General features: G+C 32.8%; 18 protein-coding genes. All 18 read left to right on the top strand.

What is annotated here, in order from left to right:
* Positions 1 to 14 precede the first annotated feature (14 nt).
* A complete protein-coding gene (locus KJ971_06985; GenBank protein MBU1145582.1) occupies positions 15 to 1,049 on the top strand; it encodes a hypothetical protein in 1,035 nt (344 codons plus the stop codon).
* Positions 1,018 to 1,878 (top strand): stage 0 sporulation family protein, encoded by an 861-nt coding sequence (locus KJ971_06980; GenBank protein ID MBU1145581.1) that lies wholly within the window; start codon positions 1,018 to 1,020, stop codon positions 1,876 to 1,878. The genes KJ971_06985 and KJ971_06980 overlap by 32 nt, the downstream gene beginning before the upstream one ends.
* Positions 1,879 to 1,892: 14 nt before the next feature.
* A complete protein-coding gene (locus tag KJ971_06975) occupies positions 1,893 to 2,639 on the top strand; it encodes a methyltransferase (protein ID MBU1145580.1) in 747 nt (248 codons plus the stop codon).
* Between the two features lie 5 nt (positions 2,640 to 2,644).
* Positions 2,645 to 3,499, top strand: a complete 855-nt coding sequence (gene rsmI, locus KJ971_06970) for a 16S rRNA (cytidine(1402)-2'-O)-methyltransferase (protein ID MBU1145579.1) — start codon at positions 2,645 to 2,647, stop codon at positions 3,497 to 3,499.
* A 33-nt stretch (positions 3,500 to 3,532) separates the two neighbouring features.
* On the top strand, positions 3,533 to 4,099 hold the full coding sequence (locus KJ971_06965; GenBank protein MBU1145578.1) for a DJ-1/PfpI family protein: 567 nt from the start codon (positions 3,533 to 3,535) through the stop codon (positions 4,097 to 4,099).
* Complete coding sequence (metG, locus tag KJ971_06960) at positions 4,096 to 6,033, top strand: methionine--tRNA ligase (protein ID MBU1145577.1); 1,938 nt, start codon at positions 4,096 to 4,098, stop codon at positions 6,031 to 6,033. The genes KJ971_06965 and metG overlap by 4 nt, the downstream gene beginning before the upstream one ends.
* 6 nt (positions 6,034 to 6,039) lie before the next feature.
* A complete protein-coding gene (locus KJ971_06955; protein MBU1145576.1) occupies positions 6,040 to 6,912 on the top strand; it encodes a YitT family protein in 873 nt (290 codons plus the stop codon).
* A 118-nt stretch (positions 6,913 to 7,030) separates the two neighbouring features.
* On the top strand, positions 7,031 to 7,453 hold the full coding sequence (gene rplM, locus KJ971_06950) for a 50S ribosomal protein L13 (GenBank protein MBU1145575.1): 423 nt from the start codon (positions 7,031 to 7,033) through the stop codon (positions 7,451 to 7,453).
* A 27-nt stretch (positions 7,454 to 7,480) separates the two neighbouring features.
* The gene (gene rpsI / locus KJ971_06945) at positions 7,481 to 7,861 is read left to right on the top strand and encodes a 30S ribosomal protein S9 (protein ID MBU1145574.1); all 381 of its coding nucleotides are present in this window, start codon (positions 7,481 to 7,483) and stop codon (positions 7,859 to 7,861) included.
* Between the two features lie 214 nt (positions 7,862 to 8,075).
* Positions 8,076 to 9,689, top strand: a complete 1,614-nt coding sequence (locus tag KJ971_06940; protein ID MBU1145573.1) for an alpha-glucosidase — start codon at positions 8,076 to 8,078, stop codon at positions 9,687 to 9,689.
* 33 nt (positions 9,690 to 9,722) lie between these two features.
* On the top strand, positions 9,723 to 11,846 hold the full coding sequence (locus tag KJ971_06935) for a glycoside hydrolase family 3 C-terminal domain-containing protein (protein ID MBU1145572.1): 2,124 nt from the start codon (positions 9,723 to 9,725) through the stop codon (positions 11,844 to 11,846).
* Between the two features lie 32 nt (positions 11,847 to 11,878).
* The gene (locus KJ971_06930) at positions 11,879 to 13,120 is read left to right on the top strand and encodes a hypothetical protein (protein ID MBU1145571.1); all 1,242 of its coding nucleotides are present in this window, start codon (positions 11,879 to 11,881) and stop codon (positions 13,118 to 13,120) included.
* Position 13,121: 1 nt separating this feature from the next.
* Positions 13,122 to 14,081, top strand: a complete 960-nt coding sequence (locus KJ971_06925; protein ID MBU1145570.1) for a LacI family transcriptional regulator — start codon at positions 13,122 to 13,124, stop codon at positions 14,079 to 14,081.
* A gap of 123 nt (positions 14,082 to 14,204) precedes the next feature.
* The gene (locus KJ971_06920) at positions 14,205 to 16,592 is read left to right on the top strand and encodes a glycosyl transferase family 36 (GenBank protein MBU1145569.1); all 2,388 of its coding nucleotides are present in this window, start codon (positions 14,205 to 14,207) and stop codon (positions 16,590 to 16,592) included.
* A 17-nt stretch (positions 16,593 to 16,609) separates the two neighbouring features.
* Complete coding sequence (locus KJ971_06915) at positions 16,610 to 18,058, top strand: hypothetical protein (GenBank protein ID MBU1145568.1); 1,449 nt, start codon at positions 16,610 to 16,612, stop codon at positions 18,056 to 18,058.
* Between the two features lie 36 nt (positions 18,059 to 18,094).
* Entirely contained in the window at positions 18,095 to 21,043 is a 2,949-nt protein-coding gene (locus KJ971_06910; protein ID MBU1145567.1) for an extracellular solute-binding protein, read from the top strand.
* A gap of 88 nt (positions 21,044 to 21,131) precedes the next feature.
* Positions 21,132 to 21,968 (top strand): sugar ABC transporter permease, encoded by an 837-nt coding sequence (locus KJ971_06905; protein ID MBU1145566.1) that lies wholly within the window; start codon positions 21,132 to 21,134, stop codon positions 21,966 to 21,968.
* Positions 21,965 to 22,843 carry a carbohydrate ABC transporter permease gene (locus KJ971_06900; protein ID MBU1145565.1) on the top strand — a complete coding sequence of 293 codons (879 nt, stop codon included), beginning with the start codon at positions 21,965 to 21,967 and terminating at the stop codon, positions 22,841 to 22,843. The genes KJ971_06905 and KJ971_06900 overlap by 4 nt, the downstream gene beginning before the upstream one ends.
* Positions 22,844 to 22,848: the final 5 nt, after the last annotated feature.

Below are 22,848 nucleotides of genomic sequence, written 5' to 3'. Positions count from 1 at the left end.
TAGAGGTGGTAGTTTTGTTTGAATCATCATGGGAACAATTATCCATATATCAACAAGATATTTCTCGTATTTTAATAAATAGCTTTAAATATAACAAACTAGCTCATGCCTATATTTTTGAAGGGCCTTTGGGTACCAAAAGAATCGAGACAGCTTTTTTACTTGCCAAAACGCTTTTATGTAAAGACAAAGATGAATTATTCAATCCTTGTGGAGTGTGCCATAATTGTAAAAGAATTGATAATTTAACACATCCAAATGTTTTTTATATTCAAGCAGAAGGTGAAGTTATAAAAAAGAAGCAAGTAAAAGAATTATTAGATGAATTCTCGAAATCCGCGATTGAAGATGGACCTCGAGTTTATATTATTAATGAAGCAGATCGCTTTAATCAAGAATCCGCAAATACGTTATTAAAAACAATGGAAGAACCAGGAAATGAAATATACCAAATCCTTGTGACAGATCAAATAAATGTGTTACTAAAAACAATTGTTTCAAGAGCACAAGTGTTACACTTTAAACCAATAGATAAACATTTAATACAAAAAGACTTATTGCAAAAAAAAGTTGATCCTTTGGTCGCAAGTGTTGTCTCAGAATATACAAATAACTATGATGCTGCAGAAAGCATTGCAAATTCTAGCGAAATGGTTCAAGTAATTAAGTTTGTCACAAATTTATACAAATCACTTTTAGAAAAAAAACAATCAATGGTAATTATGTTCAAAGAAAATCACGATTTGATTTTATCAAAAAGTGATATGATTGATTACTTTTTAACTTTGATGATTTTTTATCAAAAAGATTTATTAAATTACAAATTAAGGCATTTAGACCAAATCATTTATAACACAGAAGAAAGCACAATAGAAAAGTTATCTGAAATGATTAGTCAAAATACAATTGAAGACAACCTAGACAAAATGCTTGGGTTAAAGTCGAGATTAAAGTATAATATCAACAGCCAGTTAGCGTTTGACAAAATGCTTGCTCATCTAGAAAGAGGTTTTAATTATGGAGTATCAAGTCGTAGCGATTCAATTTAATCGTTTAGGGAAAAAATATTTTTTTAGTACTGACAATATAGATTTAAAAAGCAAAGACAAAGTTGTAGTTGAAACAATCAGAGGGATTGAACTTGGATTTGTAGTTTCTGATATTTTAACCATTCAAGAATCAGATTTAGTGTCCCCTTTAAAACCCGTTTTACGGATAGCTACTGAAGAAGATTTAATGCAATATGAAGATAACAAAAAACACGAGGTTTTTGTTTTAGAAAAAACATCAGCTTACGTGTTTAAAAATAATTTGGATATGAAACTTTTAAACTGTGAATTTACATTAGATCGCTCAAAATTAATTATTTATTTTAATGCGGATGGACGTGTAGATTTTAGAGAACTTGTCAAAGATTTAGCAAATGAGTTTCATTTGAGAATTGAATTAAGACAAGTTGGCGCAAGAGATGGAGCTAGAGTTCTTGGAGGAATTGGGCCATGTGGATTATTAACATGCTGTACTACTTTTCTTGGAGAATTTGAACCAGTATCGATTAAAATGGCAAAGAATCAAAATTTATCGTTAAATCCTTCCAATATTTCAGGACTATGCGGTAAACTTTTGTGTTGTATCAATTACGAAGATTCTAATTATAAAGAATATCGAAAAATGATGCCAAAACTTGATTCTTACGTTGTAACGCCAGATGGAAGAGGAAGAGTTACACAAGTTAATTTTGTTACATTAATGGCAAAAGTTGATTTTGATAATGGAGGTTCACATACATTCCATGTGTCAGAACTTCAATTTAAACAAAAAGCCATTGAAGAGGATTTGGAAGCAAATGTAGAAAGCTTAAAAGATTTAGAAGAATAAATTTGGTGATAGTTATGAATAATAATGAAGAGGTTCTTCATGATTTACTAGGATATGACGGATTAAAAATCTTCCAAAGAAAAGACATGCTGTCTTTTTCTTTGGATTCTGCACTTTTGGCCGATTTTATTAGAATTACCCCAAGAGTTAAGAACATCATGGACTTCGGAACGGGTAATGCGCCCATTCCTTTATTTTTATCTTTAAGAACAACAAAACCCATTGTGGGAATTGAGATATTAGAAGATGCTTGTTTTTTAGCGAAAAAAAGTGTATCTTATAATCACCTTGAACACCAAATTACAATTGATAATATTGATATTTTAAACGTACACGAGCACTATTTACCAAGTAGTTTTGATATCATTAGTTGTAATCCACCCTTTTATAAAGTCACGCCTTCAAGCGTTACAAATAAATTAGATGCAGTAAGCATCGCAAAACATGAAGTTTTAATCGATTTGGAGCAAATCATTCTTCAAGCAAAAAGAATGCTAAAAATTGGCGGTTCTTTTCATTTTATTCACCGTGTGGAACGATTAGAAGAAATAATATTATTACTTCACAAACATCATTTTGCGATAAAAAGGATGAGATTTGTTTATCCTGTTAAAGGAAAAAAAGCAATGATGGTTTTACTGGAAGCGAATAATAATGGTAAAACGGGTAGTCTTGATTTGTTAGAGCCACTTTACATTTACAATGAAGCAAGAGAATACACAGAAGATGTTCTTAAAATATTTCGTATTGGGAAGGGTTGATTAATATGCAAAGACAATTGCATTATCAAAATAATATAGCAACTCTTTACCTTATTCCAACTCCAATTGGAAATTTAGAAGATATTACTTTTAGAGCAATTAATATCATGAAATCCGTTGATGTTCTGTATGCGGAAGATACAAGAGTGTCTTCTAAATTGCTTTGTCATTATGAAATTAATAAGCCTCTAAAAAGTTACCACGAACATAACAAACGTCTTCAAACAGAAGAAATTATAAGCGCTTTAGAAATGGGTCAACATATTGGATTAATGAGTGATGCAGGTATGCCTTTGTTTAATGATCCTGGATATGAAATTGCACAGGCCGCTATGGAAAAAGGATATAACGTTGTTTGTCTTCCTGGAGCTAATGCAGCTATTACAGGTTTGTTAATGTCAGGAATTCAGCCAACCCCTTTTCTCTTTTTTGGATTTTTAGACTCCAAAAAACTTAAAAGAATTGAAGAATTAGAATCTTTAAAATACCATGAAGAAACATTGGTGTTTTATGAAACCCCTCACCGTATAGAAGAAATGATTCAAGATATTTATCAAGTGTTTGGGGATAGAGTTGTTTCAATTATTAGAGAAATTTCAAAAACCTTTGAGGAAGTTATCAAGGGAAAAGTATCTGAATTATCTTTATTACAAGGATTAAAAGGTGAAATGGTAGTAGTAGTAGAAGGTTATGTTTCTAAAGTAGAATATGATACAAATATTAGTCTCGTAGAACAAGTAGATTATTTTATTGCTTCAGGATTATCAAAAACAGAAGCAATGAAAAAAGTATCGCAAATGACACGAATTCCTAAAAATAAAATCTATCAAGATTATTTAGAAAAAAAACTAAAAAAGTGATATAATAATAGATTGTTTAAGAGGTGATTATTCATGCGTTTTGTATGTTTATTAGCAGACGGATTTGAAGACATTGAAGCGATTGGTACCGTCGCTCTTTTAAAAAGAAGCGGAATTGAAGTGGAACTTGTTAGTGTTTTTGGAAAAAAAACCGTGACAGGGGCTTTTCAGACTGAAGTGGTTGTAAATACAAAAATGAGCTCAATTGATGTCGATGAGTATGATGGCATTTTTATACCAGGAGGCAGGCAAGCCTACGTATTAAGAGATACTCCAAGTGCTTTAGAATTAGTGATTAAATTTAGTGAACAACAAAAATGGTTGATGGCAATTTGTGCAGGACCAAGTGTCTTTGGAGTGATTGGGTTACTGGATGGGAAGCACTATACTTCTTTTCCAGGAACGGAAGTATATATGCCAAAAGGTATAAGAGAAAACGCATTAGTGGTGACAGACGGAAACATTATTACCGGAATTGGTGCAGGAGCAGTACATGAATTTGCGTTTGAGATTATTAAAAACGTTTTAGGAAAAGATAAAGCCGACGAAATTAAAAAAAGAACTTTATATAAAGCTTTTGAAACGAGGACAGAAGAATGAAAAAAACTTTTTATATAACAACCCCTATTTATTACACAAGCGGTAAATTTCATCTTGGGTCAGCGTATACTACTTGTCTATGTGATACTCTAAAAAGATACAAAGAATTACAAGGGTATGAGACTAGATTTTTAACTGGCACAGATGAACATGGGTTAAAAATTGAGGAAGCCGCAAAGGCAAATGGAAAAACACCAAAAGAATACGTAGATTATATCGCAACTCTTGCAAAAGATTTGTGGTCTTTACTCAAAATAAATAACGATGATTTTATTCGAACCACTGAAAAAAGACATGAAGATATTGTTCAAAATATCTTTGAAAAACTGCTTTCGCAAGACGACATTTATTTAGGAGAATACGTTGGAAACTACTGTATAGATTGCGAATCATACTTTACTCCGACTCAATTAGTGGACGGGAAATTGTGCCCTGATTGTGGAAGAGAAACTTCCATTGTAAAAGAAGAAACCTATTTTTTAAGACTAACAAAATATTCCAATCAATTATTGTCTTTTATTGAGAATAATCCTGATTTTATTACTCCTGAAACTCGTAAGAATGAAGTCGTTAAATTTATTCAATCCGGATTGACGGATTTAAGTGTTTCTAGGACAGCTTTTGATTGGGGAGTAAAAGTCAAAAGCGATCCAAAACACGTTATCTATGTTTGGATTGACGCATTGTCAAATTACATTAGTGCTTTGGGTTATGGTTCAGAAAAGGATGGGTTATTCCAAAAATTCTGGATGAATGGTGATGAAATTGTTCACATAATTGGTAAAGATATTTTAAGATTTCATGCAATTTATTGGCCGATAATCTTAATGGCTTTACATATACCGATTAAATTTAAATTATTTGTTCATGGGTGGTACTTGATGAAAGATGGAAAAATGTCCAAGTCAAAAGGAAATATCATTTATCCTGAACCACTTGTTAGTCGTTATGGATTAGATGCTTTTCGCTATTTTGTGGTGCGAGAACTTCCATATGCAAATGATGGATTATTTACTCCTGAAGATTTTGTTTCAAGAATCAATACAGATTTAGTAAATGATCTTGGCAATTTGATAAGCAGAACCATTAGCATGGTAAATAAGTACTTTTCGGGTTCTGTAAAAAAAACAAATCATAACCATGAACTAAAAAAAGTGGAAATCGAATTAGAAGAAATGATACAGTTTGCTTTTGAAAATTATCAAAACTATATGAATGATTTAAAAGTTAGCCAAGCTATTTTTGAAATCACAAAACTTGTTAGTAGAACCAATAAGTTAATCGATGAAACTTCCCCTTGGGATTTAGCTAAAGACGATGAACTTCTTGGTGTGTTAGAATCAGTAATGTATCACCTATTAGAGGCTATACGTGCCGCAACTATTTTATATATTCCGATTTTAATAGAATCCTGTGATAAAATTTTTGATTCTCTAAACGTTGAAAAGACGCTTCGTACTTTCGATACGTATGGATTTGGAGAAAAAAAAGAGTACCATGTTGTTAAAAAAGCAGATCATCTTTTTCCACGACTTGATAGTGAAAAAGAAATTGAGGTTATTAAAGAAATGATGAACCCTACACACAAAAAAGAATTAATTTTAAAACCAGAAATTTCTATTGATGATTTTGACAAAATTGAAGTTGTAGTTGGAAAAATTGAAAAAGCCGAAACACATATAAACGCTAAAAAATTATTAGTATTGCAAATTGATACTGGAGATAAAGTAAGACAAATCGTATCCGGAATAGCTGAGTTTTATCGTCCGGAAGATTTAGTAAATAAAAAAGTTTTGGTAGTCATAAATTTACAAAGTGTAAAACTTCGTGGAGAGTTAAGCGAAGGCATGATTTTATGTGGGGAAACAGAAAATCATACCTTACATATCATTGAAGCACCTAATTCGTTAAATACAGGAGATGTCGTTAAATAATAACTTATGAATAAATTAGATATGAAAAAAGAAGCAAAAACCTTGCTTTTAGTCGTTGTTGGAACGGCAATTTATGCTTTAGGAATTGTGTTTTTTATTGATCCCTCCAAATTGTATACCGGAGGTATCACTGGGTTATCTCAACTCTTCATTAATATAATTGAACAAGTCACATCAAATAATGTCATTCTCAACCTTGGAATATTATCATTTGTTTTACAAATACCTTTGCTTATATTTGGGTATTTTAAATTAAGCAAACGATTCATTGTTTATACAATTATTTCGGTTATTATTGCCTCTGTAATCTTTTTGTTTCGTGTGCCAGAGAGTATTTTAGGCAATGATATACTAACATGCGCCATCATTGGCGGAATGTTAGGCGGGCTTGGGAATGGAATTTTACATAATGTAGGAACTTCAGGCGGAGGAACTTCAATTATTTTTCAATATTGGAGCATCAAAACCGGAAAATCAGTAGGGTTTTATCAAATCATTTTTCATGGAGCAATTATCTTAGCTGCAGGCTTAATTTTCGGACTTAATATAGCTATTTATACCATCGTGTCTCAGTTAATATCGTCTATTGTTTTAGATAAAGTGTTTACAGGATATAATTTTATGAAACTTGAAGTTATTACAACTTGTGGAATTGAACTTGCGGATGAGTTAAAGACCAGACTTCCACACGGAGTGACGATGCTTGACGCTATTGGAGCTTATACACATCAAGAAAAAACGGTCATTTTTGCCGTGATTTCAACTCATGAAATCCAAAAATACTTAGCGATTATAAAAGAGATTGATCCAAATGCGTTTGTAGTAATGACGGGAGTCTCAAAAGTCAAAGGTAAATTCACGAAAAAGATTATTAATTAGAATCGATAATAGTTGACTAAAAAGGCCCTAGATGATATTATAGTTAAGGTACATTTTTTATTTTAGATCCCACAAGCTCTTTAATAAAAATTAAGGAGGAAATAAAATGAAAACTTACATGGCAAATGCACAAACAATTGAACGCAAATGGTTTGTAGTAGATGCAGCTGGAAAAAGATTAGGTCGCTTAGCTACCGAAGTCGCTAGTGTTTTAAGAGGAAAACATAAACCTACTTTTACACCACACGTGGATTGTGGAGATTATGTTATCGTCATTAATGCTAGTCAAATTGAATTAACAGGTAATAAATGGAATGATAAAATCTATTATACCCATTCAAATTATCCTGGAGGTTTAAAGACTAAGACAGCGAAAGTTATGATGGAAGAGAAACCAATTAGAATGGTTGAACTCGCTATCAAAGGAATGTTACCAAAAGGAAAATTAGGGGATCAAACGTACACAAAATTATTTGTCTATGCAGGACCAGAACACAAACACCAAGCACAACTTCCGGTTGTGATGGAATTGAAAGGATAGGAGGAACCAAGATTGGCTAAATCAGTAATGTATCGCGGCACAGGAAGACGTAAGTCAGCTGTTGCTAGAGTTATATTGAGACCTGGTAAAGGGTTAATAATGATTAATGGAAGAGAATTTACAAAATATGTCCCTTCATCACTTGCCCGCTTGGATGTCTCTCAACCTTTAGTTTTGACTGCAAACGAAAGTACTTTTGACATCTCTGTCAATGTAAATGGCGGAGGCTTAATAGGACAAGCGGGAGCAATTCGATTAGGAATTACTCGTGCTTTATTAGAAGTAAACCCTGAATACCGCAAAATTTTAAAACCAGCTGGATTAATCACAAGAGACCCACGCGTGAAAGAACGTAAGAAATACGGTCTTAAAGGCGCTCGTAGAGCACCACAATTTAGTAAACGTTAATCTGCCAAAACCAAAAAACACAGGAACCACATCCTGTGTTTTTTTAATTTTATAAAGATAAACTGATTCATTATTCTAAAAATGATCTATTTAAATACGATAAAAAATATAGATTTTGTTAAGGAAAAGAATTGTATTTTTGTATTTTCTCGTGTAAAATAGAATTGAAAATCGAAACGTTTCTATTTTCTGATTTAAGGAGTTTAATTTGAATATGAATGATTCTGTAAAGTGGTGGCAAAAAGCCGTTGTCTATCAAATTTATCCATTGAGTTTTAAAGATTCCAATCACGATGGAATCGGTGATATTTTAGGAATCATCGAAAAATTAGATTACATAAAAAATCTAGGGGTTGATGTTATTTGGTTAAGTCCGATTTATCAATCTCCGATGGAAGATAATGGGTATGACATTTCAGATTATTATCAAATTGATCCGGTTTTTGGAACCTTTTCAGATTTTTTACAATTATTAAAAGAAGTTCACTTAAGAGACATGAAGATGATTATGGATTTAGTCGTTAACCATACTTCAGATGAACATATTTGGTTTAAAGAATCAAAAAAATCACTTGATAATCCATATAGAGATTATTATATATGGAAAGACAAACCCACCGACATATCATCTGTGTTTTCTGGTTCTGCTTGGGAATTTGATGAAAATACAAAACAATATTATTTTCATTTATTTAGTAAAAAACAACCTGATTTAAATTGGCAAAATCCAAAGTTAAGACAAGTTATTTATGAAATGATTAATTACTGGTTGAATCTTGGAATCGATGGATTTCGGTTAGATGTCATCGATTTAATCGGAAAAGATATTGAACATGTTCAAATTGGAAATGGTCCTTTTTTAGACCAAAACTTAAAAGAACTTTATGATACTTGTTTTAAGGGAAGAAATATCATGACTGTTGGAGAAATGCCTACTCTTTCGATTCAAAAAGCTGCGCAAATAACCAATCAAAATGCGCCTTTACTAAACATGATTTTTCAATTCGAGCATCTTTCGTTAGATGAAATTCCAAAACGCGGTAAATGGATGCTTCAAAAATTAGATTTAATAGAATTTAAAGCTTATTTTGACAAAATACAAAAAACAAATTTTAATCATGGATGGAACAGCCTGTTCCTTTCAAATCATGATCAACCACGTGTTGTATCTAGATTCGGCAATCTTTCCTACCGCAAAGAAAGCGCGAAAATGCTGGCGACAATTCTTTATTCAATGCAGGGAACTCCTTATGTTTATCAAGGGGAAGAAATTGGAATGACAGGCGTTCGTTTTCAAAACATTTCTGAATATAAAGACGTTGAAACCTTAAATATGTATCATGAATTTTTAGATAAAAAAGTACCAATGAAAGACATTATGGAATCTATCTATGCAAAAAGCAGAGATAATTCAAGAACTCCTATGCAATGGAACAATCAATTATATGCAGGCTTTTCCGATGAAAATCCATGGCTTATGGTTAATCCAAATTATAAAGAGATAAATGCAACATTCGATTTAGAAGATCAAGATGGAGTTTTTTTCTTTTACAAGAAACTATTTGAAATTCGAAAATCATATACAGTCTTCGATTTAGGTGATTTCAATTTAATTTATCCAAAAGACGCTTTTCTTTTTGCTTATACTAGAAAGTACAAAGAGCAACTTATTTTAGTAATCGGTCATTTTAATAATCAAGAAGCAGAGTATGATTTAGAAGAGTTTAAAGACATGGATTGTTTATTAACAAATAAATCCTCATTAAAACTATCTAATAAGACGATGATTTCTCCTTATTACTGTGCAATTTATTATAAGAATCATTAATACGCTTTATACAAGGAAAAGAGGATTTATTTCATGAAAGACTTATTAAAACAATTATCCACAAAAGAGAAAATCGGTCAACTTTTACAAATAGCTCCTTTCTTCTTTGTAAAAGATTTAAAGAAAGAAGTATCTGGTCCTGTAGAAGACCTTCATTTGAATGAAGAGTTAATATTTTTAGCAGGATCTGTTTTGGGAGTGGGTAGTCCTGAAGAAATGATATTAGTACAAAAGACCTATTTAGAGAAAAGTCGTCATAAGATTCCACTTATCTTTATGGCAGATATTATTCATGGATATAAAACAATTTTTCCTGTTCCAATTGCACTTGCTTCTTCTTGGAATCCATCGCTTTTAGAAACCGTTGCAAGAATTTCGGCGCTTGAAGCATCTACTTCAGGAATTCATGTGACCTTTTCGCCAATGGCAGACTTGTCAAGAGATCCAAGGTGGGGAAGAGTGGTAGAAGGATTTGGAGAAGACCCATATTTAACGGGAAAATATGCAGAAGCAATGGTAAGGGGTTACCAAAATGATGGAATTGAAAAAGTAGGTTCTCTAGCTAGTTGCGTAAAGCATTTTGCAGGGTATGGAGCTTCAGAAAGTGGAAGAGATTACAATACAGTTGATTTATCTAGACAAACACTTCATGATCAATATTTTATAGGATATAAAAAAGCTATCGATGCGGGAGCAAGGCTGGTGATGACTGCTTTTAATGTAATAGATGGTGTTCCTTCAACCGCAAACAAGTATTTACTAAGAGATGTCTTGCGAGATACTTGGAATTTTAAAGGTGTTACCATTTCAGATTATGATTCTTTAAAACAAATAATTGCTCATGGATATGCAGAAGACATGGAAGAAGTAGCGCTGAAGGGAATCACAGCGGGGTTAGATATTGAAATGTCATCTTCTGCCTATAGCAATCACTTAGAAACACTTATTCAAAAAAAACAAGTACAGATGTCATTGTTAGATGAAGCGGTGCTTCGAATATTAGAATTAAAAAAAGATTTAGGTTTGTTTGAGAACCCATTTAAAGGAATCGAAAACGAATCAATGAAAAATCTTGTCTTATCTTTAAGTCATTTAGAGGCAAGTTTAAAAGTAGCGCATGAATCAATGGTTCTCTTAAAAAATGAAGACATTTTACCTTTGACAAAAGGTGCGACTTTAGCACTTATCGGGCCATATTCTACATCTAGAGCGACAGTTGGACCTTGGAGTTGGCATGGAAGAAGAGACACAAATACGACGCTTGAAGAGGCTCTTATTAAAGCGGACCAACGTTTGATTTTTGTAAAGGATAGTATCAGTTTATTAGATTATACGTTAAAGGATATAAAACAAATCCAAAGAGCTGATGTGGTAATAGTTGCTATTGGTGAAAACGAACGGTTGTCCGGAGAAGCGCACTCTCTATCTGATATTCACCTACCTTCAAAACAAGATTTATTAGTTAATATGGTAAAAGCTTTAGGTAAAAAAGTTCTAGTCATTTTGTTTAATGGAAGACCACTACTTCTAGAAAATATTTTAGATGCCGATGCTATTCTTGAGACTTGGTTTTTAGGCTCAAAAACAGCTGAAGCCATTACAGATGTATTAACAGGAAAAATTAATCCGTCTGGTAAACTACCAATGAGTTTCCCTAAAAGCATTGGACAAATTCCTATCTATTATAATCATTTGAATACAGGACGGCCTTATATTGGACCCAATGATGATAATGAATTCGTGTCAAGGTACCTTGATGTTTCGAACGAACCACTGTTTCCATTTGGATTTGGGCTTAGTTATTTAAAGTTAACTTATAAAGATTTAAGATTAGACAAACTAAAAATAACATCTCAAGAAACGCTTCATGCTTCGATTACAATTTCAAATGATAGTACGTTTGAAGGCTTTGAAATCGTAGAAGTATATATCCGCGATTATACTGCATCAATCTGTCGACCAGTAAAAGAATTAAAGCAATTTAAAAAAATATGGATTAATCGGCATTCAACTCTCACGGTTACATTTGACATTACGATAAATGATTTGATGTATACAATAGATGATGGAAGTAAAACATATGAGATGGGTCGTTTTTGCCTTATGATAGGACCTTCTTCAAACACGGTTTTGCAAAAAGATTTTTGGCTGAATTAAAACAATAAAATATTAAAGCGTTGGAGGAAAATATGTCACTACTTGAATCAGAATTATATCATAGTTTCTTGTATTTTATGAACGAAACAAACAACGATGAATCCTCTTTAGGATATGGCTTAATTCGTGATAACACAAAAGACAAAGACATGGCGTCTGTGGCGTCTGTTGGATATGGTCTTAGTGCATATGTGATAGGCGTTGAAAATGGATATATTACATATGAAGAAGGAAAAAGACGAGTTATAAAAACATTACAAACCTTTGATACAAACATCGATCATTATGAAGGATTCTTTCTTCATTTTGTTGACATGACTTCGGGAAAACCATTTCGAAAATCTGAATTTTCAACCATAGATACTACTCTATTTTTAAATGGAGCTTTAACTTGTGATGCTTATTTTGATGAGGTTGAAATTCACGAATTATTTCAACGAATATTTCAAAGGGTGAATTGGGGAAAATTCATTCATGATTTCAATGGAAAAAAGGTATTTAGAATGGCCTATAATCCAATATCTGGTGGTGATTATAGAGGCGAGTCCAACGACCCATGGATTTATCAATGGCATATGTATGCAGAACAACTTTCAATGTATTTTTTGGCCGCAGCAAGTGGTGATATTTCCAAAACTGATGCATTAGCACTTTTTAATGGGTTTGAAAGAAAACTTGGGAAATATGATGAATTTGAGTATTATTACTCTCCAACAAACGCTCTTTTTGTTTATCAATTTTCACATGCTTGGTTGGATTTTAAAACGATAACAGATGCTAGTGGTATTGATTGGTTTGAAAATTCGAAAATAGCAACTCTCGCTAATCAAAGATGGTGCAAAAACCACCAAGATCAATATAAAACAATAAGTGAAACTTGTTGGGGGTTGACGGCTTGTTTAACACCTAAAGGGTATCGAAATCAATGCATCGATCCAAATGATTTGAAACCGAAAGAAGAACACGTCTTTGGAGTTTTGCCTCCGTGCGGAAGTTTAGGATCTATCGTTTTTACACCGAATGAATCTAAAATGGCAATAGAAGAAATTTATAAACTCTATCCAAAATCATTTCAAGATTATGGCTTTACTGATGGAATCTTAAAGCAAAACAAAAAGAAAACTTGGATAAGTAAAGATTATGTGGGAATCAATAAAGGGATTTCTTTATTGATGATAGATAATTATTTACATGGAACCACTTGGAAATACTATATGAAGCATCCTTTAATTCAAAAAGCACTTCAAAAATTAAATTTTGAGAGGAAACAATAAAATGTCTACAATCAAAGATGTTGCAAAAGCAGCGAGTTGTTCTATATCTACGGTTTCTTATGCTTTAAACAATGATAAAAGAATTCCCGATATTACCGCTAATAGAATTAAGCAAATCGCCGAAGAAATCGGATATTTTCCTATGGCAGCTGCCAGAAACCTTAAAAAAAGAAACACCGATACCATTTTAGTTGCCATCTCAGATTTTGGTGGGCCAGTTTATCATGAATTATTAGATGGAATTCAACATCAATTGGCAAAAAACGGGTACACCATGATTGTATCTACTGGAGTTTCATCAAATAGCTTATTAAAAGAACGTTCCGCTGACGGAGCTATTATTACAGACATTCATATAACGGACGAGTCGTTAATTCAACTGGCAAAAAACTTTAGACCGATTATCGTTTTGGATCGAAGACTTCACGATATTAATATTTTTAATATGACAATTGACAATCATAATGCGATGCTTTTAATGACACGACAAATTCTTAAAAAAGGCTATGTGAAACCCGCTTTTGTTCATGGAGTAAAAGATACTTATGATAACATAACTCGTTTTTCGGGATTTATGGAAGGATTAAACGAACAAAACATTGAATTGCATTCAGAATATTGTGGAAATTTTACGAAAGAATCAGGCATAGAAATTGCAAATTATATCATTCAAAACAATATTGATTTGCCAGACATCTTTGTATGTGCAAATGATGAAATGGCTATTGGAATTATGGAAACTTTTCAAAAAATAGGTAAAGAAATACCAAATGATTTTGGCATTTCTGGATTTGATGATATTGAATTAGCAAGGTATGTTAACCCGAAATTATCGTCCATTCGAATTGATCACTTTTTCTGGGGAAAAGCAATTGCAAACACAGTAGTAAGTTTGTTGAAAAAAGAAATAGTACACATTGAGAAGCAACAAGGCACTTTAATGTTTCGAGATTCATTTTGATAATCAGATTATTTCTGATTATTTTTTTATTATGGTTATGAAAACGCTTGTAAGAGAAAATAACTTGTGATATAATAAAAATGTAATCTTTATTGAAACGTTTCGATAGGAGAGTTTGATACTATGTATGCAAATAAATACGGACATTTTAGTAATAATGGATTGGAATATATCATCACAGATCCAAAAACGCCAAAACCTTGGATTAATGTGATTTCAAATAGCGACTACTCGTTTATGGTATCTCAAACAGGTGGCGGTTGCTCTTGGAGAGGAAACGCTGGGCAAAATCGACTTACAAGACTATATCAAGATATTATTAAAGATAATTACGGTAAATATTTATATTTACGAAATATAGACACTGGAAATTTTTGGTCATTAACGTTTCAGCCCGTTCAAAAAGAGTATCAACATTTTGAAGTGAGACACGGAATTGGGTATTCTATTTTTAAATACCAAGTAGAAGATGTTGTGTCCGAAATGAAAATGTTTGTTGTACCCGGAAAACCTTTAGAAATTATTGAAATTAAAATTAAAAATAAAAGCAATAAAATCAAACGGTTAGATATCACTTCTTATTTTGAGTGGGAAGCGGGAATTCATCCTGATGAACATCGTGAATTTCATAAACTATTTATGGATACCTCTTATGATGAATCTCTTAAGGCGATTAAATTAAAAAAATACAACTGGGGATTTGGCGATAAAGATGGATTAGCAAATAATGTTGATTGGGATTTTGTTGGATTTCATGCGGTTAATTTACCAGTTAAATCTTTTGAAACAGACAAAGAAGCTTTTATTGGGATGTATGGCCTTGAAAGAGATCCACTTGCAATGAAAAAACCAATGTTATCAAATAAAGCAGGACGATTCGGAGATCCAGTGGCTTCTTTACAAAGCGAATTTACTTTGCGTCCAAACGAAGAAATTGTAGTTGTCTTTACAATCGGAGTAACTTCTCTTGGAAAGAAAGAAATCTTAAATATTGATCAGGAATATGAAAATCCCGATTCATTAATCTTACAATATACAAATCCTGAAGCTTCCTTAAAAGCGTTTAAAGAAGTAGAAGAATTTTGGAAAGATTTACTAAGTGGAGATCACGTTGAAACTCAAGATAAAGCGTTTGACATTATGACAAATACATTTTCAAAATATCAAGCTATTAGTTGCCGTATTTGGGCAAAAACGGCTTATTACCAAACAAGCGGAGGCTATGGATTTAGAGATCAACTTCAAGATGCTTTAATTTTTCTAGAATCAAAACCTGAACTTACAAAAAAACAATTGCTTCTTCATGCTTCAAGACAATTCTTTGAAGGCGATGTCTATCACTGGTTTGTAACTTATCAAGGATGGGGCGCAAGAGGGAATTGTTCAGACGATTTATTGTGGCTTCCTTTCATAATGGAGTCCTATATTGAAGAAACTTTAGATTATAGCATATTAGATGAAATTGTTCCATTTGTTGATCAAAGCGAAGCATCGATGTATGAACATTGTAAAAGAGCCATTTTAAAATCTCTAACTAGATTTTCAGATAGAGGAGTCCCTTTAATGGGAGCTCATGATTGGAACGATGGATTGAGCGCTGTTGGTCATAAAATGAAAGGCGAGTCTTTTTGGATGTCTTCCTTCCTCTTTATGATACTCAATAGTTTTCAACGTTTTGCTAAAATGAAAAACGACTTAAGTTTCATAGAAAATATGAAAAAATATGCCTTACAAATTCAAAAAACGTTTAATGAGTATGGTTGGGATGGTGAATGGTATCTTCAAGCAACGACAGATGATGGATATCCACTTGGTTCTAACAATAATGAAGAAGGAAAAATCTTTTTAATGCCAAACTCATGGGCAATCTTAAGCGATATTTTACCAAAAAACAGAATCAATAAAGTTGTTAATTCCATTGATAAGTTTTTGTTAAGAGAATACGGAACTTTACTCAATTTTCCAGCCTTTACAAAACCAAGATCTGATATTGGATATGTAACAAGATACGCTCCTGGATTAAGAGAAAATGGTGGTGTTTACACTCATGCAGCTACTTGGGCAGTCTCGGCTTTTGCAAAAGCAGGATTCCCTGAATTAGCTTACAAAGCATATAAAGGGATTTGTCCTCCAAATCGTACGGTAGATCCTGATAGGTACCTTGCTGAACCTTACGTAACTTGTGGAAATTCAGATGGGCCTATTTCTCCTTACTATGGAAGAGGTGGATGGAGTTGGTACACCGGATCCGCACAATGGTTACACCGGGTAGCTGTTAGAGATATATTAGGAGTTAAAGCAACCTACACTGGTCTAAAAATCGAGCCAGTCATTCCTAAAAAGTGGACTGGATACCAATATAGTAGAAAATTTAGAAATGCAATATACAACATTGAAGTTCAAAGAGGAAAAAGCAAGAAAGTAATTGTGGATGGAAAAGAAATAAAAGGAAACATATTGCCAGATTTTAAGGATCATCTTACTCATCAAATAATGGTCACTATAATATAAAAGGAGACAAAAGAATAATGAAAAAAATAGTAGGGTTTATCTTAGTAATTGTATTTAGTTTTAGTCTGTTTGCATGTACTGAATTGACAACAACCACTACGACAACAAGTGGATCTGATACTTCCGAAACTACAACTTCTAATACTCCAGTTACAATTACGTATGCAGCATGGAATTTAGGAACAGTAGAATCAGTTAATTTAGAGCGACTTATGATTGATGCATTTATGGAAGAATATCCATGGATTACTGTAGAAATTATTGAAAGACCAAAAGTTCCAGATTCAACAGGAACATCAGAAATTGATCAAAATTGGAATGAGTTTTTAGGTGCGAGAGCCGCACAAGGATCTCTTCCTGATGTATTTTTTACCGATTCAACTGAAACAACTATTATGAATAACTGGGCAAAAGATGTCACTGAAATTGCTCACAATGATCCTGAATTTATGAACATTTCAGAAGACATCAGAGAAGCCGCTAATTATGGTGGAAAATTGATGGCATTGCCTTACGCAGTCTACTATTTTGGATATTACATAAATAAGACAATCTTTGAAAATGAAAATGCAGATGCACCTTTATTTGAAGACACATTTTCTGAATTTGTAGATAAAATCAAAGATGTTGCCAATCATAATGTAACAAATGGAACTGGAATTGCAGGTATTGTTGGACTTGATAGAATGTTAGAATGGTATCCAGCTCAATTAAATTCCGAATTAGGATGGTATACATATGATGGAACTTTACTACATTTAGATGGAATTGAATTTGAAACAACGCTTACGCTTTATCAAACGTTGATGCAAGATAAAACATTTGTATATGATGCTATGACGCCAGAAGAACAATTAGCAGCTTTTGGAACAACAAATGCTTGGGAATCTAGTCAACTTGCAGCATACTGGGAATATACACCTATTATAGGATCTATGCTTGATTACGATTTTGAAGTTGATTTCATTGGTACTCCTGGTACAGATGACGCTCATCAAATACCTATTGTTTTAGATTTGATGTGTATTTCTTCTCAAACTCAACATTTGACAGAAGCGTATTTACTTTCTAAATGGATGTCATTTGGAAAAGATGGATATTTACAAAGAATAGCATTCTCAACTGATGAAGAACTAGATATTGCTGCATTAAATATGACTCCTTTACAACCGGATGAAGAATTACTTGATGCTTTCTTTGCAATCTATTCTAGTTTTACAGAACTTCGAAAAGTAGTAGAATATGACAATTATATTCTCGAACCAAATAAATACGTTCCGGGATACATAAAAGCAAGATGGACCGAAGTATACGATGCAGAAACGACTTTAGGACAATTATTTGATAAAGTGCGTGCAGGTACCGTTAATTATGCAGACGTTAAAACTTCTTGGAATGAAATTGCAAATGATGCTTTAAGTATCGCAAGAGCGGCAGTATTTCAAAAACTTGGTGTAACTGAATAAAGAAATAAAGTGACTTTAGAAAGCGAGGTGGAAGTTGTGAGGAAAAGTTTCATTCTAGTCCTTTTCCTTTTCATGGGGATTGTCAATCTATCGATGCATTTAGTATTTGCAGATACAGTAATTGAAGACACAGATACAAGTCTTTTGCTGACTGGTAATTACAAAGAAATGCTTTCTTCATGGGAAAATGAAGAATTTTTAGACAACTCCAATTTCACTTCTACAATCCTTCCATCTGACTTTTCGGGGTTAGCTCTTACTAGTATTGAAAATAGTTTTGATTATACATCACCAGTATATGAATGGATTGATGAGACGAAAATTAACTTTACGGTTTCAACTGATTCTAAAGGCCTCTATCAATTTGCTTTGGATTTTTATTCTTTATCTGAGGATTACTTGGATTTAGAAATGATGATTTATGTGAATGGAGAAATTCAATATACCGAAGCTTCACAAATTATTTTATATAAACTTTGGGAAAATGAAAGTCAAGAATTTTCAATTGATCGATATGGAAATGACTTTTATGGAAACATCTTGCAAGTAAGTAGTTGGATTCGTCAAGACTTTTTTGACCCTATGGGACTCTTTTCACAGCCATTACTCTTTTTATTAGAAGAAGGAGAAAATGAAATTACGTTTGAACGAATCAAAGGCGATTTTTTAGTGGGGGATGTATTTGTTTCGGGAAAAGAACAATCTGTTTCCTATGAAGAATATATTAATGGAGGAATTGTTTCTACAAGCGAATTTTTCGAAGAAGTTGAAGCAGAACTTCCTAAGATTAAAAATTCTTCAAGTATTCAAGCAGGAATTTCTAGAAGCGTTTATGTGACTCCTTTTTCAGTTCGATATTTAAAATTAAATATGCTTTCTGGGGCGACATTTAATTCAGAAAGAGAATCTGTTACTTATGAAGTTGTGGTCGAACAGGCAGGATACTATTATTTAACATTTAAAGTGCTACAGTCTTCTATGGTAAATGGAGTTGTTTATAGGACACTTAGAATCAATGGAGAAGTTCCTTTTGAAGAAGCCTACTCTTTGCCAATTGAATACGATAATTCTTGGCAAAATTATACAGTAGGGCAAGATGCTCCTTATCTTATATATTTTGAAGAAGGGGTAAATGAAGTATCTTTATCGGTTAATTTAAGTCCTTATATGGAGGCATACTTCGAAATTCAGGATATTTTAAAATATGTGAATCAATTAACATTAAGCATCAAAAAATTAACCGGAAATCAAATCGATGAAGATAGAGATTGGGAAATAACCGAATTTTTACCAACAATCGTTTCTGATTTAAATGAAATTGCAAATGTATTAGAGTACTACCAAAGTTATTTAGCACAATTATCAAAGACAAATAAACTATCAGAGGCTGAATCAAGTATAAAAATAGCCATTCGGAATTTAAGATATCTTGCGGATAATCCAAATGACATTCCTAAGAATCTTTCTTTGCTTTCGACATCATCCTCTTCGGTGGCTGCTACCCTTGGAAATACAATTTCTTTAATTCTAAATAGTTCACTTGATATGGATAAGTTTTATGTACATACATCGTTTGATCTGCCCAAGGCGAATTCCAATTTCTTTGTTAGAGTGTGGGTAAACATACAACGATTCTTTATTTCATTTTTTGATCAACGATTTTCGAGCGATATCGCCGAAGATGAATTAGAAGTTTGGATTAATCGACCGAAACAATACGTAGATTTGATTCAAAAAATGATTGATGACACATTCACAGTAGATACTTCTATTAAAGTAAAAGTATCGGTGATGGCAGCAGAAGGAAAATTAATTCTCGCGAATTCAGCGAAAACAAATCCAGATGTCGCATTAGGTGTTGCATCTTGGTTGCCTTATGATTTAGGGATTAGAGGAGCCATTCAAGATTTAACTGCCTTTATTGATGATGAAGATTTTGCAACAGTTATAGGGTACTATCAAGCAGAATCTTTAATTCCTTTAATGTATGATTCTGGATTATATGGATTACCAGATACAGAAAATTTCTATGTATTATTTTATAGAACCGATATCTTAAGTGCGTTAAATCTTGAAGTTCCATCTACTTGGGACGATGTTACAGAAATGATGCCTATATTAAAACGATATGGAATGAATTTTTATCTACCTCTTTCCAGCGCAACATCTTTAAAATCATTTGATGCAACTCTTCCTTTCTTATTTCAATATGGATCCTCTATTTATTCGGAAGATTCTTTTACTGTGTCACTTGATAACGAAGAAACGGTAAATGCTTTAGAAATGATGACAGAGCTTTATACCATTTATAGTGTTGACGTGACTGTTTCAAGTTTTTATAATGATTTTCGTCTTGGACTTTGTCCTATTGGTGTAGGTGACTTTGGAATGTATACAACATTACTAAATGCAGCACCAGACATCCAAGGACTTTGGAAAATAGCTTTGCTTCCAGGAATAGAACAAGAAGACTCAACGATTGATCGCAGTGCAACAGGTGCGCAAACGGCAAATATGATTTTTAAAAACACCGATAAACTAAACGAATCATGGGAATTTTTGAAATGGTGGTCTTCGACAGATACTCAATCCACTTTTTCTTCTTTACTCTTATCTACTTTAGGAAAAGAGTACCTATGGAACAGCGCCAATGTTGAAGCGTTTCAAACTTTAAACATGAACGCTGATGATTTAGCTATCGTTTTGGAGCAATGGACTTATTTAAAAGAATTACCAAAGGTTCCCGGCTCTTATCAAGTGGAACTTGAAATATCCAATTTATGGAATAGCGTGGTCATAAATCGAGAAAATTTAAGAGTTGGTTTAAATGATGGCATTATTAAAATGAATAAAGAAATCATGAAAAAAATGTCTGAATTTGGATACGTAGATAAATATGGAAATATTATAATGGCTTATGAAAAGGCGTCTCTTTCTCAAATTGAAGAGTGGCTTTCTTTGACGGGAAGTGATTCTTCTGAATAGTCTACTTTATCGCTTGAAAGCGAAAAAATCAAGAGGATTAAAAGATCAACATACGATTGCTTATTTATTTGTTTCTCCTTATTTAATTATGTTTTCAATCTTCATAGTCATTCCAGTCATTGCTGCTATTTATTTATCGTTTACCTATTTTGATACGGTAAGAGCTCCAATCTTGATTGGCTTTGGAAACTACATCAACATTTTGACGAATGATGATGTGTTTATGCAATATGTCATTCCTAACACGCTCAAATACGCTATTATTGTTGGGCCTGGCGGCTATATTTTATCTTTTTTGCTTGCTTGGATGTTAGCTCAACTCGCTCCAAGAATTAGAACGGTTTTAGCTTTGATTATATACTCACCTTCTTTGACATCGGGAGTTACGATGGGCGTTTTATGGCGAGTCATTTTTGCGGGAGATAATACCGGATATCTAAATAGTGTTTTGCTCAATTTAGGAATTATTGTTGAACCGATTATTTGGCTTCAGTCTCAGGATTTCTTATTAACAATTATGATTGTTGTAACGCTTTGGAGTTCAATGGGAGTTGGATTTTTAGCAATGCTTGCAGGTATCTTAAATGTGAACCAAGAACTTTATGAAGCGGGATATATTGACGGTATTAAGAATAAGTTTCAAGAAATGATTTATATTACCATTCCTTCAATAAAACCTCAAATGTTATTTGGGGCAGTCATGGCAATTGTTGGAACCTTTTCTGCTTCAGGAATAGGGGTGGCGCTTTCTGGCTCGAATCCGACACCACAATATGCAGGGCAATTAATCGTAAATCACATTGAATATTATGGTTTTTATAAATATGAAATGGGATATGCGGCAGCTCTTTCGGTGATTTTATTATTGATTGTTTATTTGTTTAGTCGATTTGCTTTTAAACTGTTTGGAAGTAAAGACGAATGAGAAAACAAAAATTCCAAGGAACTAAAATCAATCCGAAGAGATTCCATAAGAGCCAAATACGTTATATTTTAATTATTATGCCAATAGCATTATTTATGTTACTTCCTCTAGTCTATATCTTTAACCATGCTTTTAAACCATTAGAAGAATTGTTTTATTATCCTCCAAGATTTTTTGTGGAACAACCAACCTTAGGAAACTTTGTTAGTTTATTTCAAGTAACCGGATCTTCAGGAATTCCAATGAGTAGGTATTTATTCAACAGTATTATTGTCACGGGATTAGTCTTGTTTGCATCCGTTTTGATTTCAACCATGGCAGGATACGCTTTATCTAAATTGAATTTTAAGATGAAAAAAACCATTAACGAAATCAATACAATTGCGTTAATGTTTGTAGGAATCGCTGTTATGATTCCTAGGTATTTAATTATTGAAAAACTTGGTTTAATAGATAACTTTTTTGTACATGTTCTTCCATACTTAGCAGTTCCAGTTGGTTTATTTTTGGTGAAACAATTCATTGATCAGATACCAAATGAATTGATTGATGCTTCTAGAATCGATGGAGCTACAGAGTGGCAAATTTATCATAAAATTATTTTACCTTTGATAAAACCTGCCATTGCCACGATTGTTATTTTATCGTTTCAAACCGTTTGGAATTCTGCGGATACATCAACTACTTATATAAACAATGATGTTTTAAAAACATTTGCTTTTTACATGAACACATTAACTGCGAATTCGAATGGAGTTGCGGGTCAAGGGATGGCAGCTGCTGCGTCACTTATTATGTTTTTGCCAAATCTCATTATCTTTATTTTAATGCAATCTAAAGTGATGGATACAATGGCACATTCAGGAATCAAGTAGGTGAT

This window comes from Bacillota bacterium (assembly GCA_018818595.1).
Taxonomy (GTDB): Bacteria; Bacillota_I; Bacilli_A; order Izemoplasmatales; family Hujiaoplasmataceae; genus JAHIRM01.
The sequence above is the reverse complement of the archived record's forward strand: the minus strand, read 5'-3'. Positions and strand labels throughout refer to the sequence as shown.

What these genes read in the sequence shown, in the direction of transcription:
- KJ971_06980 (MBU1145581.1), top strand. Translation starts at nt 1,018, where the DNA reads ATGGAGTATCAAGTCGTAGCGATTCAATTTAATCGTTTAGGGAAAAAA.
- KJ971_06975 (MBU1145580.1), top strand. Translation starts at nt 1,893, where the DNA reads ATGAATAATAATGAAGAGGTTCTTCATGATTTACTAGGATATGACGGA.
- rsmI (MBU1145579.1), top strand. Translation starts at nt 2,645, where the DNA reads ATGCAAAGACAATTGCATTATCAAAATAATATAGCAACTCTTTACCTT.
- KJ971_06965 (MBU1145578.1), top strand. Translation starts at nt 3,533, where the DNA reads ATGCGTTTTGTATGTTTATTAGCAGACGGATTTGAAGACATTGAAGCG.
- metG (MBU1145577.1), top strand. Translation starts at nt 4,096, where the DNA reads ATGAAAAAAACTTTTTATATAACAACCCCTATTTATTACACAAGCGGT.
- KJ971_06955 (MBU1145576.1), top strand. Translation starts at nt 6,040, where the DNA reads ATGAATAAATTAGATATGAAAAAAGAAGCAAAAACCTTGCTTTTAGTC.
- rplM (MBU1145575.1), top strand. Translation starts at nt 7,031, where the DNA reads ATGGCAAATGCACAAACAATTGAACGCAAATGGTTTGTAGTAGATGCA.
- rpsI (MBU1145574.1), top strand. Translation starts at nt 7,481, where the DNA reads ATGTATCGCGGCACAGGAAGACGTAAGTCAGCTGTTGCTAGAGTTATA.
- KJ971_06940 (MBU1145573.1), top strand. Translation starts at nt 8,076, where the DNA reads ATGAATGATTCTGTAAAGTGGTGGCAAAAAGCCGTTGTCTATCAAATT.
- KJ971_06935 (MBU1145572.1), top strand. Translation starts at nt 9,723, where the DNA reads ATGAAAGACTTATTAAAACAATTATCCACAAAAGAGAAAATCGGTCAA.
- KJ971_06930 (MBU1145571.1), top strand. Translation starts at nt 11,879, where the DNA reads ATGTCACTACTTGAATCAGAATTATATCATAGTTTCTTGTATTTTATG.
- KJ971_06925 (MBU1145570.1), top strand. Translation starts at nt 13,122, where the DNA reads ATGTCTACAATCAAAGATGTTGCAAAAGCAGCGAGTTGTTCTATATCT.
- KJ971_06920 (MBU1145569.1), top strand. Translation starts at nt 14,205, where the DNA reads ATGTATGCAAATAAATACGGACATTTTAGTAATAATGGATTGGAATAT.
- KJ971_06915 (MBU1145568.1), top strand. Translation starts at nt 16,610, where the DNA reads ATGAAAAAAATAGTAGGGTTTATCTTAGTAATTGTATTTAGTTTTAGT.
- KJ971_06905 (MBU1145566.1), top strand. Translation starts at nt 21,132, where the DNA reads ATGTTTTCAATCTTCATAGTCATTCCAGTCATTGCTGCTATTTATTTA.
- KJ971_06900 (MBU1145565.1), top strand. Translation starts at nt 21,965, where the DNA reads ATGAGAAAACAAAAATTCCAAGGAACTAAAATCAATCCGAAGAGATTC.